The 15,447-nt window shown below is 67.8% G+C and carries 15 protein-coding genes; 10 read left to right on the top strand and 5 right to left on the bottom strand.

Going from position 1 to position 15,447, the window contains the following annotated elements; genetic code table 11:
• Positions 1-287: 287 nt before the first annotated feature.
• Together LGM89_RS22805 and LGM89_RS22800 are read left to right on the top strand one after the other, a co-directional pair.
• A complete protein-coding gene (locus LGM89_RS22805) occupies positions 288-1,175 on the top strand; it encodes an FRG domain-containing protein (protein ID WP_226273956.1) in 888 nt (295 codons plus the stop codon).
• A gap of 82 nt (positions 1,176-1,257) precedes the next feature.
• Positions 1,258-1,464, top strand: coding sequence for a hypothetical protein (locus LGM89_RS22800; RefSeq protein WP_226273955.1), 207 nt, complete (start codon positions 1,258-1,260; stop codon positions 1,462-1,464).
• Here LGM89_RS22800 and LGM89_RS22795 read toward each other — a convergent pair.
• From LGM89_RS22795 to LGM89_RS22785, 3 genes are read right to left on the bottom strand one after another with little or no spacing between them, the layout of a single operon-like run.
• Complete coding sequence (locus LGM89_RS22795; RefSeq protein WP_226273954.1) at positions 1,442-2,992, bottom strand: efflux transporter outer membrane subunit; 1,551 nt, start codon at positions 2,990-2,992, stop codon at positions 1,442-1,444. The genes LGM89_RS22800 and LGM89_RS22795 overlap by 23 nt on opposite strands.
• 31 nt (positions 2,993-3,023) lie before the next feature.
• The gene (locus tag LGM89_RS22790; RefSeq protein WP_226273953.1) at positions 3,024-4,430 is read right to left on the bottom strand and encodes an efflux RND transporter periplasmic adaptor subunit; all 1,407 of its coding nucleotides are present in this window, start codon (positions 4,428-4,430) and stop codon (positions 3,024-3,026) included.
• A 48-nt stretch (positions 4,431-4,478) separates the two neighbouring features.
• Positions 4,479-7,718 carry an efflux RND transporter permease subunit gene (locus tag LGM89_RS22785; RefSeq protein ID WP_226273952.1) on the bottom strand — a complete coding sequence of 1,080 codons (3,240 nt, stop codon included), beginning with the start codon at positions 7,716-7,718 and terminating at the stop codon, positions 4,479-4,481.
• Between the two features lie 267 nt (positions 7,719-7,985).
• Between LGM89_RS22785 and LGM89_RS22780 the strand changes: the two genes are divergently transcribed.
• Together LGM89_RS22780 and LGM89_RS22775 are read left to right on the top strand one after the other, a co-directional pair.
• Positions 7,986-8,453: an MEKHLA domain-containing protein gene (locus LGM89_RS22780; RefSeq protein WP_226273951.1), complete on the top strand. Its 468-nt coding sequence runs from the start codon at positions 7,986-7,988 to the stop codon at positions 8,451-8,453.
• A 236-nt stretch (positions 8,454-8,689) separates the two neighbouring features.
• Entirely contained in the window at positions 8,690-8,995 is a 306-nt protein-coding gene (locus LGM89_RS22775; protein WP_226206321.1) for a DUF4148 domain-containing protein, read from the top strand.
• A 71-nt stretch (positions 8,996-9,066) separates the two neighbouring features.
• Here the strand turns inward: LGM89_RS22775 and ansP are convergent, their stop codons facing one another.
• A complete protein-coding gene (ansP, locus tag LGM89_RS22770) occupies positions 9,067-10,557 on the bottom strand; it encodes an L-asparagine permease (RefSeq protein ID WP_226273950.1) in 1,491 nt (496 codons plus the stop codon).
• A 458-nt stretch (positions 10,558-11,015) separates the two neighbouring features.
• Between ansP and LGM89_RS22765 the strand changes: the two genes are divergently transcribed.
• The 6 genes from LGM89_RS22765 to LGM89_RS22740 all read left to right on the top strand — a co-directional run bounded on the left by LGM89_RS22765 (position 11,016) and on the right by LGM89_RS22740 (position 14,711).
• Positions 11,016-11,822 carry a transporter substrate-binding domain-containing protein gene (locus LGM89_RS22765; RefSeq protein WP_046546696.1) on the top strand — a complete coding sequence of 269 codons (807 nt, stop codon included), beginning with the start codon at positions 11,016-11,018 and terminating at the stop codon, positions 11,820-11,822.
• A 90-nt stretch (positions 11,823-11,912) separates the two neighbouring features.
• A complete protein-coding gene (locus tag LGM89_RS22760) occupies positions 11,913-12,599 on the top strand; it encodes an amino acid ABC transporter permease (RefSeq protein ID WP_089498538.1) in 687 nt (228 codons plus the stop codon).
• Positions 12,596-13,246: an amino acid ABC transporter permease gene (locus LGM89_RS22755; RefSeq protein WP_226273949.1), complete on the top strand. Its 651-nt coding sequence runs from the start codon at positions 12,596-12,598 to the stop codon at positions 13,244-13,246. Before LGM89_RS22760 ends, LGM89_RS22755 begins: the two co-directional genes overlap by 4 nt.
• On the top strand, positions 13,233-13,982 hold the full coding sequence (locus LGM89_RS22750) for an amino acid ABC transporter ATP-binding protein (RefSeq protein ID WP_226273948.1): 750 nt from the start codon (positions 13,233-13,235) through the stop codon (positions 13,980-13,982). The genes LGM89_RS22755 and LGM89_RS22750 overlap by 14 nt, the downstream gene beginning before the upstream one ends.
• A 172-nt stretch (positions 13,983-14,154) precedes the next feature.
• Positions 14,155-14,445, top strand: a complete 291-nt coding sequence (locus tag LGM89_RS22745) for a DUF4148 domain-containing protein (protein WP_226206327.1) — start codon at positions 14,155-14,157, stop codon at positions 14,443-14,445.
• On the top strand, positions 14,442-14,711 hold the full coding sequence (locus tag LGM89_RS22740) for a hypothetical protein (RefSeq protein ID WP_089498542.1): 270 nt from the start codon (positions 14,442-14,444) through the stop codon (positions 14,709-14,711). Before LGM89_RS22745 ends, LGM89_RS22740 begins: the two co-directional genes overlap by 4 nt.
• A 51-nt stretch (positions 14,712-14,762) precedes the next feature.
• Here the strand turns inward: LGM89_RS22740 and LGM89_RS22735 are convergent, their stop codons facing one another.
• Complete coding sequence (locus tag LGM89_RS22735; RefSeq protein WP_226273947.1) at positions 14,763-15,218, bottom strand: hypothetical protein; 456 nt, start codon at positions 15,216-15,218, stop codon at positions 14,763-14,765.
• Positions 15,219-15,447: the final 229 nt, after the last annotated feature.

Raw genomic sequence — 15,447 nt, 5'->3', positions numbered from 1 at the left:
TGAGCCGACGGCTGCTGACCAAGCTCGTACACCAAGGAAAACATGAAGATCGACCCCCGAGAAATCGAGTGCCTTTGGGCGCTCCAAAGAGCCGCCGCGGAGGAGCTTCAGGCGCTCGCCGATCATATGGCGAGTCTTCCAAATACTGGAGTGATCGTTTCCCAAGAAAGATGGGATCAGTTGTTCGGTAGCTGGAGCCGCGCGAACGAGCGAATGCAAGCGATAGGGCGGGCTCTGTCGAGGGCTCACGGACTGCAAGACTAGTTGCCACCGAAAAACTGGAAGCGATGAAGAAGGAAGAGAATATGGCCGATCATGGCCTGACCGAGTCATCTTTGGCCGAAACCGTCTCCGGGGAGCCGAAGAAGAGGTCTTATCGCCACATGCAGCATCTCCGCGACGTATGCACCCTCGCAGAGTTCCTGCACGAAGTCACAAATCGAGTTGATGACCCGCTCTGGCCTGAGGATCCGCAGGTACTGTTTCGCGGGCATCGCAACGCGGAGCATACGTTGATACCGGGCATCGCACGGCCACAGGTTTTTGACCTTACACCAGGCATCGAGCAATCGATGCTCAGTGACTTCAAACGACGTGCACTGCCGTATCTGAATTTTCCCCACGCAGAGCTTAGCGATCTGGAGTGGCTGGCGATTGCGCAACATCACGGCATGGCGACACGTCTGCTTGACTGGTCTGGCAGCGCCCTGGCTGCGCTATGGTTCGCGGTACAAGCGCCCGCCAAGCCGGGTAGCCACGGCGCGGTCTGGATGTTGACCTATGACCCACCGGTCACAGTACTGTCCCCTAATAGCGCGCAACCGTTCCGTGTTCGCCGCACGGGGGTGGTCTACCCGAGCCATGTTTCGCCGAGAATCACTGCGCAGGAAGGCTACTTCACCCTGCATAGAAGCTATCCAGGCGACAACGACACGCTGAGATTTCCGCCGCTCGAGTGTGAGGACGACTACTGGCAGCGTTTGCAGTACGTGACGATTCCGGCCGAAGCCTTCGCCCGCATGCGCTTGGATCTTGCTAAAGCGGGGGTGACGCCTGCCACGCTCTTCCCAGATCTCGATGGCCTGGCCAGGCACATGAACGGCAAATACCTGTTCCAGCAGGACGAACGCAATCATCATCTGCTTCCAGCCAGCTTCAACGCCGCCGCCATCTGATGGTCAGATACCGGGTTACGTTACGGAAGCAAGCCTTTGCGCTCGGCTCGGACCTCTGGTCCCGGACACAACGGAAAACAACATGGGTTCGCTCTCGGACTACCGCAAGGCAGTCGACCCGCGCGCAAGCGATGGAGAAGACATGGTTCGCGTGACTGACGGTGACATGTCGTGCGGTGACGTCGACGACCCGTATTACCGACGTGCAGCCTTTCATCCGCCGATTGACGAGTTGGAATGGCGCTACAGCTGCGCGCCTCTCACGTTCAACCGGCCGCCGGCAGCGTGACGGCGGGTTCGGGTCGCGCGGCCGCTGCGGGTTCTTTCTTGCCGGTGTTCGATTCCGCGCCTGATTCTGCACTCGCACTCGCCTGCCAGCCACCGCCCAACGCCTTCAACAACCCGACCTCGGCCTCCATTCGCCGTGCATCGATCTGGTCGGCCGTGCGCCGGTCCGTCAGCGCGATCGTCTGCGCGGTCACGACGTCCAGGTAGCTGACGGCGCCCGCGTTGAACCGGTTCGTCGTCAGCCGCAGCGACAGGTCGGCCGCGTCGGTCGCGCGCTGCTGGCTGCGTGCCTCCGACGCGAGCGCATCGAGCGACGACAGCTGATCCTCGACCTGCTGGAATGCCACCAGCACGGTTTGCCGGTAATCGGCGACCGCGCCGTCGTATTGCGCATGCGCGCCGCGCAGCGACGCACTGCGGCGCCCGCCGTCGAACAGCGTGCCGGCGAGCTGCGGGCCGAGCGACCAGAACAGGCTCGGTGCGGTGAGCCACGGCGCGAAGAACGAACTTTCGAGCCCGGCGCTCGCCGACAGCACGAGGTCCGGAAAGAACGCCGCGCGCGCCTCGCCGATCTGCGCGTTCGCGGCCGCGACGCGACGCTCGGCCGCCGCGATGTCCGGCCGCCGCTCGAGCAGTTGCGACGGCACGCCGGGCGGGATGGCCGGCACGTCGTAGGACTGCACGCGCGGCGGCAGCGCGAACGTCGACGCGCTTTCGCCGACCAACGTTGCAATCGCATGCTGGCGCTGCGCGCGCGACGCGTCGATGTCGGTGTCCTGCGTGCGGGTCGCTTCGAGCTGCGTGTCGGCCTGCGCGACCGCCGACGCGTCGATCGCACCGGCCGCAAGCTGCTGCTTCAGCAGCGTCAGTGCGTCCGCGTACGCGTGCACCGTGTCGTCGAGCAGCTGCTTCTGCGTGTCGAGCGAGCGCAGCGCGAAATAGTCGGTCGCGAGCTCGGCCGTCACCGACAGCTTCACGGCCTGCAGGTCGGCCGCGCTCGCGGCGGCGTTCGCCTGCGCGCCCGCCACCGCATCGCGCACGCGGCCGAATACGTCGGGCTCCCAGCTCGCGGCCACGCCGGCCTGATAGTCGGGCGTGGTCTTGCCGGCCAGCGACGAGCCGAGCCGGTTCTGCGACACGCGTGCGCGGCTTTGCGCGGCGCCCGCGGCGATCGTCGGCAGGAAGCCCGCATGCTGGTAGTCGACCATCGCGCGGGCCTGCTGCAAATCGGCGAGCGCTTTCTTCACCGTCTGGTTCGATACGTCGACGCGTGCTTCGAGCGCGTTCAGGTCGGCGTCGCCGAACACGGTCCACCATGCGCCGCGCGCGTCGGCGTCGGCCGGCATCGCGACGTGCCAGCCGGCTTGCGCAGGCGGTGCGGCCGGTGCGCCCGCGTAGTGCGCCGGTACGGCGACCGCGGGCGGTGAATACGGCGGCAGCGTCGTGCAGGCGGTCAACGCGGCCAATGCCGCGGCGGCGCCGAGCGCGACGGCGCGGCGGGCGAACGGGAGCGGATGAGCGAGGCGCATGGCGGATATCTCGTCAGGGGTTTTCGATAGGTCAGCCGCGTGCGGGCGCCGAGGCGGGTGTCGATGCGGCCGGCGCTGCGCCGCTCGCGCGCATCGGCGGCATGCCGCCCGCACCGCTCGCGGGCGCGGGTTGCGCGCTTTGCACCGACGAAGCGGCGACCGGTCCCGCCGCGTGCGCGATCGACACGATCTGCACGACTTCGCCGGCCGTGATCGCATCGCCCGGGTTGTCGATCACGCGATCGCCTGCCGCGAGCCCCGCGACGATCTCGACGCGTGTGCCGAAATCGCGCCCGATCTGCACGCGCTTGAGCACGGTGCGTCCGTTCGCGGCGACGGTCGCCACCGTCACGCCGTCCGGCCGGAACAGCAGCGCGCTGACGGGCAGCTCGAACGCGGGCGCGGCGCTCGCGACGACGAGGTGCGCCTGCGCATACGCACCGGGCAGCAGCGCGCCGTCGGCGTTGTCGACGTCGATCTCGACGCGCAGCGTGCGCGTGACCGGATCGATCGCGCCCGCCGTGCGCGCGATACGCGCGGCAAAGTGCCGCCCCGGATACTGCTGCGTGGTCAGGTAGACCGGCGTGCCGGTCGAGACGTCGGCCGCGCTGTCCTGCGGCACGTCGACGAACACGCGCAGCGTGCCGGTCTGCTCCAGATGGAACAGCTCGCCGGACAAGCCGGGACTGCCCGGCGTGCCGCCCGCGGTGACGAGCGTGCCGACGTCGACGTTGCGCGCGGTGATCACGCCGTCGAACGGCGCGCTGACCGCTTCGTACGACACCAGCTCGTTCAGGTGCGCGACGTTCGCCTGCGCGGACGCGAGCATCGCACGCTTCGCGTTCATGTCGGCCACCTTCGTGTCCGTATCCTGCTGCGACACCGATTGCGACTTCAGCATGTCCTGCCAGCGCTGCGCGGTCGATTTCGCATAGTCGTAGTTCGCCTGCGCGGTGGCCGCGTCGGCGCGCGCCTGGCGCAACTGCGCATCGAGATCGGGCGCGGCGATCCGCGCGAGCGGCTGGCCGGCCTTCACGTGCGTGCCGAGATCCGCGCTCCAGTGCGCGATATAGCCGCTGGTGCGCGCATAGATCGACGCTTCCGCGAACGGCATCACCGAACCGGGCAGCGTCAGCGTCTGGTCGGCGGGCGCCGTGCCGGGCGCGATCACCGATACCGGCAGCGCTTGCTGCGCGGCCACCTGCGCGCGCTGCGCGGCGCGCGCATCGATACGCGGCACGATACCGGTCGCGAGTAGTACGGCGGCGAGCGCGACGGCGGCGAGCGGCACGGTCAGTCGACGGGCGCCTCGGCGGTGCGGCGCGTCGGGCGCCGCCTCGCGGGAGCGGGGCGGGACGGCCGCGCGTTCGATCGTGCTTCCGGCAGGGTGGGCCGCGTCGGCGGCCGGCGGGGCGAGGGGTTCGATCGAGTCGTTCATGATGGGGGCTCGAGGTTGGACGAATCGGATGAAAGGGCGGCGGCGCGATCAGCCGAGCGCCGGCGTATCGGAGGTGGGCTGCGCGCGTCGTGCGGCCGCGGCCTCGCGACGCCGGTCGAGCCATGCGTGGACGAAGCCGAACACGACCGGCACGAACAGCAGCGTCGACACCGTGCCGAACGCGAGCCCGCCGATCACCGCGCGGCCGAGCGGCGCGTTCTGCTCGCCGCCGTCGCCGAGGCCGAGCGCCATCGGCAGCATCCCGATCAGCATCGCGAGCGCGGTCATCAGCACCGGGCGGAAGCGGTTGAACCCGGCGTCCAGCGCGGCCTGCCACGGCGGCGCGCCGCCGGCGAGCAGTTCGCGCGCCGTGTTTACGACGAGGATGCTGTTCGCGGTCGCGATGCCGATGCACAGGATCGTGCCCGTCAGCGCAGGCACGGACAGCGTCGTGCGCGTGACGAACAGCATCCACGCGATGCCGGCGAGCGACGCGGGCAGGCCGCCGACGATCACGAGCGGGTCGAGCCACGACTGGAAATTGACGACCATCAGCAGGTAGACGAGCGCGACCGCGAGCACGAGGCCGCCGAGCAGGCCCGCGAACGATTCGTGCATCGCCTGCACCTGGCCGCGCAGCACGATCGACGAGCCGGGCGGCAGTTGCGCGCGGGCTGCGTCGACGAGTGTCGTCACGTCGGCGGTGACGCCGCCGAGGTCGCGCCCCTGCACCGACGCGAAGAGGTCGAGCACCGGCTGCACGTTGTAGTGCGACACGACCGCCTGCTGCGTCGTGCGCGAGAAGCTGCCGAGCGTGCCGATCAGGTTCTGCGCGGGTGCGCCGGCCGCCGGGCCGCCGGCCGGCGTCTGCGGCGCGCGGGCGGTGCCGGCGGGCAGCGGCACGTTCGCGAGCGCCTGCAGCGAATTCACCGTGTATTGCGGCGTCTGCACGAGCACCGGGTAGCTGACGCCGTTGCGCGGATCGAGCCAGAAGTTCGGCGTGGTCTGCGAGCTGCCGGACAGCGCGATCAACAGGTTCTGCGCGACGTCGCGCTGCTGCAGCCCGGCCAGGATCGCCTTGGTGCGGTCGACGTTCACGTCGATCGCCGGTTCGTCGCCGGGTTGCTGGATGCGCGCGTCGACGAGGCCGCGCACGCCGCGCAGCTTCGCGAGCAGCGCGTTCGCGACCGCGCGGTTCGGGTCGAGCTGGTTGCCGACGATCTGGATGTCGATCGGCGCGGGCAGCCCGAAATTGAGGATCTGGCTGACGATGTCGGCCGGCAGGAACGCGAACGTCACGCCGGGGAACGACTGCGCGAGCACGTTGCGCAGCTTCGCGACGTACGCGGCCGTGGACGCATGGTTCGGCTTCAGCGTGATCAGCACGTCGGCGTCCCCGGTGCCGATCGGGTCGGACGGGTCGTACGTGAGGTTGATCCCGCTCACCGGCACGCCGATGTTGTCGAGCACGCCTGCGAGTTCGGTCGTCGGAATCACGTTGCGGATCTTCGCTTCGACTTCGTCGGTGAGCCGTGCGGTTTCCTCGATCCGCGTGCCGGTCGGCGCGCGCAGGTGCAGGCGGATCTCGCCGGTATCGACCGACGGAAAGAAGTCCTGGCCGGCGAACGCGAACAGGCCGGTCGATGCGACGCAGGCGAGCAGGAACGCGGCCGCGAAGCGGCGGCGCCGGGCGATCGCCGCGGCGAGCAGCGCGCGATAGCGCAGCCGGACGGCCTCGAAGCGATGTTCGAACGCGGCCTGGAAGCGCACGAAGCGGGCGAACACGCCGCGCGGCGGCCGGCCGTGGCCCTTTGCGCGCATCAGCGCCATCGCGAGCGTCGGCACCAGCGTGCGCGAGAAGAAGTACGACGCGATCATCGCGAAGATCACCGCTTCGGCCAGCGGCACGAACAGGTAGCGTGCGACGCCGGTGAGCAGGAACATCGGCACGAACACGATGCAGATCGACAGCGTCGATACGAAGGTCGGCACCGCGATTTCCCCCGCGCCGGTCAGAATGGCTTCCTCGAGCGGCGCGCCGAGCTCGAGATGATGCGTGATGTTCTCGATGGCGACGGTCGCGTCGTCCACCAGGATCCCGACCGCGAGTGCGAGCCCGCCGAGCGTCATGATGTTGATGGTCTGGCCGAGCACGGCGAGTGCGAGCAGCGACGTGAGCACCGCGAGCGGGATCGTGATCGCGATGATCAGCGTCGCGCGCCAGCTGCCGAGGAACAGCAGGATCATCAGCGCGGTCAGGCAGGCAGCGATCAGCGCTTCGCGCACGACACCCTGGACCGCCGCCTTCACGAACACCGACTGGTCGTCGAGCGGCGAAATGTGCAGCGCCTTCGGCAGCCCGGCCGCGATCTTCGGCAGCATCGCCTTCACCTGGTCGATGATCGTCAGCGTCGACGCGCTGCCCGTTTTCTCGACGGTCAGCAGCGCCGCGCGTTTGCCGTCCACGCGCACGATGTTGGTCTGCGGCGCGTAGCCGTCGCGCACGTGAGCGACGTCGCGCACATAGACGACCGTGCCGCCGATCGTCTTCACCGGCAGGTCGTTCAGCGCGGCCACCGTCTGCGTGCTGCCGTTCATCTGCACGTCGTACTCGTGCGTGCCGATCTTCGCGGTGCCGCCGGGCAGGATCAGGTTCTGCGCGTTGATCGCGTTCACCACGTCGATCGGCGCGAGGCCCTTCGCCTGCAGCGCACGCGTGTCGAGATCGACGACGATCTGGCGGATCTTGCCGCCGAACGGCAGCGGCACGGCCGCGCCCTGGACGGTCGCGAGCTGCGTGCGGATGAAGCTGTTGCCGAGGTCGTACAGCTGCTGCTCGGCGAGCGTGTTGCTCGACAGCCCGAGCTGCAGGATCGGCACCGTCGACGCGTTGTACGTGATGATGTTCGGCGGCAGCGTGCCGGGCGGCAGGATGCGCAGGATTGACGCGGCGTTGCTCGAGGCTTCCGCGATCGCGCGATTGATGTCGGCGCCCGGGTGGAAGAAGATCTTCACGACCGACACGCCGTTCAGCGATTGCGATTCGATGTGCTCGATGTCGTCGACGTCCGACGTGAGCGCGCGTTCGTAGTTCGACGTGATGCGCTTGGCCATGTCTTCGGCGGAGAAGCCGTTGTATGACCAGACGATGCTGACGACCGGAATGTCGATGTTCGGGAAGATGTCGGTGGGGGTGCGCAGCAGCGCGAGCGGCCCCGCGATGAAGATCAGCAGCGCGAGTACGACGAACGTGTAGGGCCTGCGTAACGCCAGCCGGACGATCCACATGATGGTGCTCCTCGAAGCGGGGAATGGACGCGCATTCGATGCGACGAGCACGCAGTCTGCCGGCGCGGCGTTGACCCGACCCTGACTCGAAGATTACGAAACCGTTATCTGCGCCGGCACGGCGGCAGCGGCCGTGCGGCGGGCCGCGCGGCGCGATGCGGGCTGGCCAAACACGCGCCGCCGACGGCGGGGCGCCGCTTCATCCATAATGTCCGGCGGCAAACCTTCGCTCATTCGCGTATCTCGCCGATTTCAGGAGCCAGACCGATGTCGTTGCGCACCGATGCAAACTTCTTCCTTCTTCTTGCCGACTCGTATCGCCGGCTCGTGAACCGCCCGCTCGTGCCCGACGGCATGAGCGCCTCCGACGGCGCCGCGTGGCTTTACGAGGCGGCGCCGTTCGGCATCCTGGCGCATGACACGTCGGCCGATCCGGTGTTCGTGTACGGCAACCGGCGCGCGCAGGCGATTTTCGAATACGACTGGGATGAACTGACGGCGTTGCCGTCCCGTCTGTCGGCGGAGCCGATGGAGCGACACGAGCGCCAGGTGTTTCTCGACAAGGTGATGCGCGATGGCTTCGTGGCCGAATACCGCGGCGTGCGCGTGACGAAATCCGGCAAGCGGTTCTGGATCGAACGCGCGACGGTGTGGCAACTAATCGACGCGGAGGGCATCGTGCGCGGCCAGGCCGCGATGATTCCGGAAGTACGGCCGCTCGACGCGCCCGCATGAACGCGATGCTCGACTGGCATGCGCGTCGCGTTGAGGGCCCGCGCCGCGTGCGGCGAACCGGGTCGGTCCGCCCACGACGGACGCGAGCGCTCAGATAACAAAACCGTAATCGAAGCCTCACCTTCAGGAAAGCGCGCGAATCGCAGAATGAATCCAACTCTTCATCACATCGATGGGGAGCGGATGTCCGGCCTGATCCGCGGACGCGAACACGCCATCATTGAGAGGTGAACATCATGAACAACCTGATTCGTGCAGTCCTGCTTTCCTGCGCACTGAGCGCACCGATCGTCGCATTGGCGCAAACTACCGACCATGCGCTCACACGGGCCGACGTGCGCGCCGATCTCGTCCGCGTCGAACAGGCCGGTTATCGGCCGATCAGTAACGATCCGAACTATCCCGAGGACATCCAGGCCGCCGAGGCGAAGGTCGCCGTGCAGCAAGCGCAATCGGCCGCCGCACCGAGCGTCGCCGCAAAGCGCACTGATGCGCAATCGCTCGCGTCGCTCGACGAGCGCCAACTGTACGACCATCACTGAGCATGGTTGGCGACCGCCGTCCGCGGCTCGACGGCGGTGCCTTCAACGGACGGCATGCATGCCGTAGCGAGTCAGTCGTCGCCTTTCTCGAGCACGTTCTGCGTGAGCGCGATCGACGGAATCGTCGGCTTCAGCAACGCGCGGCGCGCGCGACGGCTCAGCCATTTCCAGCCGGCCACGAGCAGCAGCGCGACCAGCGGGATCGAGGCGATCGTCCAGGTCCCGTTCGGATAGTCGAATGCCATCAACACCAGCACGCCGAGCAGGAACAGCAGCGTGAGCCACGACGTCACGGGCGCGCCGGGCATCCTGAACGATACGTCCTCCACGTCGCCGCGCCTGACCGCGGCGCGGAACTTCATCTGGCACACGACGATGAAGCCCCATGTGCTGATGATGCCGAGCGACGCGATGTTCAGCACGATCTCGAACACGTTCGACGGCACCAGATAGTTGAGCAGCACGCCGACCACATAGATCGCGACCGTCACCAGAATGCCCGCGTACGGGACGGATTGCCCGCTCATCCGCGCGAGGAACGCGGGGGCCGAGCCGCCCATCGACAGCGAACGCAACACGCGCCCCGTTGAATACAGGCCGGAATTGAGGCTCGACAGCGCGGCCGTGAGCACTACCAGGTTCATCACCGAGCCGATGCCCGGCACGCCGAGCGCGCCGAAGAACGTGACGAACGGGCTCTGGCCCGCCTTGTACGCACTCCACGGCAGCAGGCAGACCAGCAGCACGACCGATGCGACGTAGAAAATCGCGATGCGCCAGATCACGTTGTTGATCGCGCGCGGCAGCACCTTGCGCGCATCCTTGCATTCGCCGGCGGCCGTGCCGACCAGTTCGACGCCCGCGAACGCGAACACCACGCCCTGCACCAGCACCAGCGCCGGCATCAGTCCGTGCGGAAAGAACCCGCCGTTGTCGGTGATCAGGTGCAGGCCGGTGCCATGGCCGGCCACCGGCATGCCCGTGCCGAGGATCGCCGCGCCGATCACGAGAAACAGCACGATCGCGGCGACCTTGACCAGCGCGAACCAGAACTCCATTTCAGCGAACCATTTCACGCCGATCAGGTTCATCGTCGCGACGATGCACAGCGCGACGAGCGCGAAGACCCACTGCGGCACGGCCGCGAACGGCGCCCAGTAATGCATGTAGAGCGCGACGGCGGTGATGTCGACGATGCCGGTCATCGCCCAGTTGAGGAAGTACATCCAGCCCGCGACGAACGACGCCTTCTCGCCGAGGAATTCGCGTGCGTACGACACGAAGCTGCCGCTGCTCGGGCGATGCATCACGAGCTCGCCGAGCGCGCGCAGGATCAGGAACGAAAACGCGCCGCAGACGAGATAGACGATCGCGAGCGCGGGGCCGGCGGCCTGCAGCCGGGCGCCGGCGCCGAGAAACAGCCCGGTGCCGATCGCCCCGCCGATCGCGATCATCTGCACCTGTCGATTGCCGAGGGTCTTGTGATAGCCGGCTTCGTGCGATTCGAGCCAGCTGCGTTTGTCGGTTTCGCCGGTTGTCGACGGGTCGGGAATCGATGCCATGACGGGTTCCTCGCGCAGGGAGGGGATGGGAATCGTCCCGGTCGCGGACGATCGGGACCACCGGTACCGGAGGTCCGGCGCGCGCAATCGAGCGCGCCCGTCCAGATTGCGGTTCGTCGGACGTGACGAAAGGCACGGTACGTCGCGAACGTAGTCAGCCGTAATTCCGGTCACAAACGGAATGCAAATTTGGACTGGGCCTGTTCGAATCCATGCATAGGGTGTCGGCGCCGGGTGAACCGGATAGGTAATTTGGTGCGCCGGCGCGCGCTGCGGGGGCAACCGTTACCGATGGCGCCGGCTCATGCACCGAAATGAGGAATCCGGCACATCGAAGTTTCCGTCTGGCGCCGGTGCGGCAAGCGTTTCACGGCGATGGCCCGGTTTTTGCTGGAGTGGTGTCGGCCGCGCAATCGTTGCGCGCTGCCCGACGACATACCAGACAAGGAAGATTCACCGTGAGCCCGACGACCCGACCGTTCCCCCGACGCACCTGGCTGGCAGCGCTGCTCGCCGCCCCCGTGATCGCGCTGTTCGCCGCCGCGCCGGCCCACGCCGATGCGCTCGACACCATCGCGAAAAACGGCACGCTGCGCGTCGCGGTGCCCGAGGACTATCCGCCGTTCGGTTCGGTCGGCACGGACATGCAGCCGCAGGGCTACGACATCGACATGGCAGGCCTCCTCGCCAAGGCGCTCGGCGTCAAGCTGAAGCTGGTGCCGGTGAACAGTGCGAACCGGATTCCGTACCTGACGACCAACAAGGTCGACATGGTGATTTCGTCGCTCGGCAAGACCCCGGAGCGCGAGAAGGTCATCGATTTCTCGAGCGCGTACGCGCCGTATTTCCAGGGCGTGTTCGGGCCGTCCGACGTGAAGGTGAGCGCGCCCGCCGACCTCACCGGCAAGACGGTCGGCGCGACGCGCGGCGCGCTCGAGGAGATCGCGCTGTCGCAGCTCGCGCCGAACGCGACGATCAAGCGCTTCGAGGACAACAACGCGACGATCCAGGCGTTCCTGTCGGGGCAGGTGCAACTGATCGCGGCCGGCAACATCGTCGCGGCGGCGATTCTCGCGAAGAATCCGCCGCGCCGCCCCGAGGTCAAGTTCGTGATCAAGAATTCGCCGTGCTTCGTCGGCGTCAACAAGAACGAACCGCGCCTGCTCGCGAAGATCGACGATGCGATCGCGCATGCGAAGCAGGACGGCTCGCTCGGCGAGCTGTCGCGCAAGTGGCTCGGCCAGCCGCTGCCGGCCGGGCTGTGACGTATCGCAGTGCAGCCTGACACGTCGCCGCGGCCGGGATGCCTGGCACGGCGCGTGTCGTTGTCCGAACCCGAATTCATCCGTTTCCCCATGAGCTACCAGCTTCAATTCGGCGAACTCGCCGATTACGCCGGCGTGTTCGCGAGCGGCGCGGCGATCACGCTCGCGCTGACCGCGGTCGCGACCGTGCTCGGCGTGGCCGTCGGTGTGCTCGGCGCGGCCGCGTACAGCGCCGACGCGCGCGCGGCCGTGCGGTTGCGCCCGCTGATCGGCGCGTACGTCGAGGCGATTCGCAATACGCCGTTCGTCGTCCAGCTGTTCTTCATCTTCTTCGGCTTGCCGGCGCTCGGCGTGCACATCGACGAGTACGCGGCCGCGATCCTCGCGATGACGCTCAACCTCGGCGCGTACTCGGTCGAGATCGTGCGCGCGGGCGTGGCCGCCGTGCCGAAAGGGCATCTGGAGGCGGCGTCCGCGCTGGCGATGTCGCGCGCGCAGATGCTGCGCCACGTCGTGCTGCCGCAGGCGCTCGCCAAGGTGTTTCCCGCGCTGTCGAGCCAGATCGTGATCACGATGCTGGGTTCGGCGGTCGTGTCGCAGATCTCGGTGGCCGATCTGACCTATGCGGCCGGCTACATCCAGTCGCGCAATTTCCGTGCATTCGAGACGTACTTCGTGATCACGCTCGCGTATCTGGCGATGGCGCTGCTGATGCGCGCCACGCTCGGCGCGATGGGCCGCCGCCTGTTCTCCCGCCGCGTGCGAGGTGCGCGATGACCGATTTCACGTTCGGGCAGATTCTCGCGAACCTGCTGCTGGCCGCGCGCTGGACGATCGTGCTGTCGATCGTGTCGTTCGTATCCGGCGGCCTCGTCGGCCTCGGGCTGCTCGTGATGCGCGTGTCGAATTCGACGGCGCTGCGCGGCATCGCGAAGCTCTATATCGAAGTGTTCCAGGGCACGCCGTTGCTGATGCAACTGTTCATCGTGTTCTTCGGCCTGCCGCTCGCCGGGCTCGACGTGCCGCCGTGGGTCGCGGCCACGGCGGGGCTCACGTTCTTCACCAGCGCCTATCTGGCGGAGATCTGGCGCGGCTGCGTCGAGGCGGTGCCGAAAGGGCAGTGGGAGGCGTCGGCCAGCCTGGCGATGAGTTATGTCGAGCAGTTGCGTCACGTGATCCTGCCGCAGGCCGCGCGCATCGCGATCGCGCCGACGGTCGGCTTCGGCGTGCAGGCGGTGAAGGATACGGCGCTCGTGTCGATCATCGGCTTCACCGAGCTGACGAAGGCCGGTATCGCGATCTCGAACGCGACGTTCCGGCCGTTCGTCGTGTATGGCCTCGTCGCGCTGATCTATTTCGCGCTCTGCTATCCGCTTACCCGTTATGCGCGCACGTTGCAAAGGAGATGGCATGCCGCTCGTTGAAACCCGGGGTCTCGAAAAGAACTTCGGCACCCATCATGTGCTCAAGGGCATCGACCTGTCCGTCGAGCGCGGGCAGGTCGTGTCGATCATCGGCCGCAGCGGCTCGGGCAAGAGCACGCTGCTGCGCACGCTCAACGGGCTCGAGAGCATCGACGCGGGCACGATCTCGGTCGACGGCGAACGCGTCGATGCACGGCATGCGGACTTGCGTGCGCTGCGGCTGAAGGTCGGCATGGTGTTTCAGCAATACAACCTGTTTCCGCACCTGAGCGCCGGACAGAACGTGATGCTCGCGCAGTCGGTGGTGAAGAAGTCGCACCGCCAGCAGGCGCGCGCGATCGCGGAACTGATGCTCGAGCGCGTCGGCCTCGGCGACAAGTTCGACGCGTTTCCGGAACACCTGTCGGGCGGCCAGCAGCAGCGCGTCGCGATCGCGCGTGCGCTCGCGATGAAGCCGAGCGTGCTGCTGTGCGACGAAATCACGTCGGCGCTCGATCCCGAACTCGTCGGCGAGGTGCTGGGCGTGATCGAGCAACTCGCGCGCGAGGACATGACGCTGATCATGGTCACCCACGAGATGAACTTCGCGCGTGCGGTGAGCGACAGGATCGTGTTCATGCACCAGGGCCGCGTGTGGGAGAGCGGGACGGCCGACGAGATTTTCGAGCGTCCGCAGACGGTGGAATTGACGCGGTTTCTCGGCAGCGTGCGGCACCCGGAAACGGTTGCGCGCTGACTGCACGGCCGTGCGGCCGGGCCGCGACCCGATGACAAGACCGTAATCGAAGCCTCACCTTCCGGAAAGCGCGCGAATCGCAGAATGGACACCACTCCTCATCGCATCGATGCGGAGCGGATGTCCGGCCTGATCTGCGGACGCGAACACGCCATCTCGAGAGGTGAACGTCATGAACGACCTGATTCGTGCAGTCCTGCTTTCCTGCGCACTGAGCGCACCCATCGCCGCATTCGCGCAAACCGCCGACCCTGCGCTCACCCGCGCCGACGTGGTCGCCGACCTGATTCAGGCGGAGCGCGACGGCACGCTGCCGACGTCGAACTGGGACTATCCGCCGAGCGCGCAGACGATCGCGCGCAATCGCGAGCTGTATGCGATCGCGCACGGCGAGCCGCGCACCGCGACGGCGAGCGTGGGAACGCCCGCGGCGGCGCCCGTCTCGACGGCGAGCGCGCAATGAAGCGGGCCACGGTATCGGCACGCGTGGCGGCCCTGGCGCTCGCCGCGTGGTGCGCGGCGCAGGGCGCGCCGGCCGCCGCGCGCGGCCAGCCGCAACTGCCCGACGACGATGGCGGGCGCGCCAGCGTGCTGCGCGCGCTCGATCCGTCGAGCGAGGCGCTGCGCCGGCCCGCCGACACGCGGCCGGCCCATGTTCAAGCTGCACCCATCCGGCGGGCGCCCAGCGCGATGCCGCGCGCGGCGATCACCGCACCCGCGGCGCGCTGACGGGCGTCCCAGCCCGCCAGCGCGGCGTCGAACCCGCGGCCTTGGCCGACGTCACGCAGCGCTTGTGCGAGGCCGAACGCATCGTCCGCCGCTTTCGCGACACCGGCCGCCGCGGCTGTCCAGGTCGTGCGGTGATTGCTCGAATACGCTGGCGTCCCAGCCGGTTGCGCGCAGGGCGGTCGCGGCGAACCGCGCGCCGACCGACCCGCCGACCGACCCGCCGACCGACCCGCCGACGATGACGGCCTTGCGGCCCGATCCGTGTTCCATCCGATGTCTCCCGATGATGGCCGAGCATAGGGCAAGCAACGGACGCAGCGGTTGAATCGTTCTGAAGCGGCCTGCGTGACAGCGCGACAGCGTGACGCGTGCGCCGCCGCTCAGCCGCGGCGGGCGTTTGGCGGGGGTGGCGGAGGAGCGGGAGGCCACGCGTTGCAGTGCGGCCGGCGTGCCGTTCAGGAACGCGTCGACCTGCCGTTCGATTTCGGCGTCGGGATCGTCGGGCACCGCCACTCCGCATACCCGCTTGCGCACGCCGAGAGGGAAGAGGCTCGCGCGCAGGCTCCAGCCCCGTTCGATTCGCGCGTTGCGCTGCGCTTCCGCCGCCGGCGTTGCTTCAGAAAAATTCAGTTCGCCGCCATGACTTTCAGGCGCACGTCCCCTAGTCTTGCTACCGAACCGCCGCATGGGCCGGCCGCGCAGGTTCAGGGCGCGGACTGCGCCGGCAAAACCATGG

This window comes from Burkholderia sp. AU31624, from assembly GCF_020420065.1.
Taxonomy (GTDB): Bacteria; Pseudomonadota; Gammaproteobacteria; order Burkholderiales; family Burkholderiaceae; genus Burkholderia.
Note: the sequence above shows the minus strand (reverse complement) of the source record. Positions and strands in the feature narration are given on the sequence as shown.

Excerpts from the sequence above, each read along its gene's own strand:
- LGM89_RS22775 (WP_226206321.1), top strand. The coding sequence starts at position 8,690 with ATGAACAACCTGATTCGTGCAGTCCTGCTTTCCTGCGCACTGAGCGCA.
- LGM89_RS22740 (WP_089498542.1), top strand. The coding sequence starts at position 14,442 with ATGAAGCGGGCCACGGTATCGGCACGCGTGGCGGCCCTGGCGCTCGCC.
- LGM89_RS22805 (WP_226273956.1), top strand. The coding sequence starts at position 288 with ATGAAGAAGGAAGAGAATATGGCCGATCATGGCCTGACCGAGTCATCT.
- LGM89_RS22780 (WP_226273951.1), top strand. The coding sequence starts at position 7,986 with ATGTCGTTGCGCACCGATGCAAACTTCTTCCTTCTTCTTGCCGACTCG.
- ansP (WP_226273950.1), bottom strand. The coding sequence starts at position 10,557 with ATGGCATCGATTCCCGACCCGTCGACAACCGGCGAAACCGACAAACGC.
- LGM89_RS22745 (WP_226206327.1), top strand. The coding sequence starts at position 14,155 with ATGAACGACCTGATTCGTGCAGTCCTGCTTTCCTGCGCACTGAGCGCA.
- LGM89_RS22790 (WP_226273953.1), bottom strand. The coding sequence starts at position 4,430 with ATGAACGACTCGATCGAACCCCTCGCCCCGCCGGCCGCCGACGCGGCC.
- LGM89_RS22750 (WP_226273948.1), top strand. The coding sequence starts at position 13,233 with ATGCCGCTCGTTGAAACCCGGGGTCTCGAAAAGAACTTCGGCACCCAT.
- LGM89_RS22785 (WP_226273952.1), bottom strand. The coding sequence starts at position 7,718 with ATGTGGATCGTCCGGCTGGCGTTACGCAGGCCCTACACGTTCGTCGTA.
- LGM89_RS22795 (WP_226273954.1), bottom strand. The coding sequence starts at position 2,992 with ATGCGCCTCGCTCATCCGCTCCCGTTCGCCCGCCGCGCCGTCGCGCTC.
- LGM89_RS22755 (WP_226273949.1), top strand. The coding sequence starts at position 12,596 with ATGACCGATTTCACGTTCGGGCAGATTCTCGCGAACCTGCTGCTGGCC.
- LGM89_RS22800 (WP_226273955.1), top strand. The coding sequence starts at position 1,258 with ATGGGTTCGCTCTCGGACTACCGCAAGGCAGTCGACCCGCGCGCAAGC.
- LGM89_RS22760 (WP_089498538.1), top strand. The coding sequence starts at position 11,913 with ATGAGCTACCAGCTTCAATTCGGCGAACTCGCCGATTACGCCGGCGTG.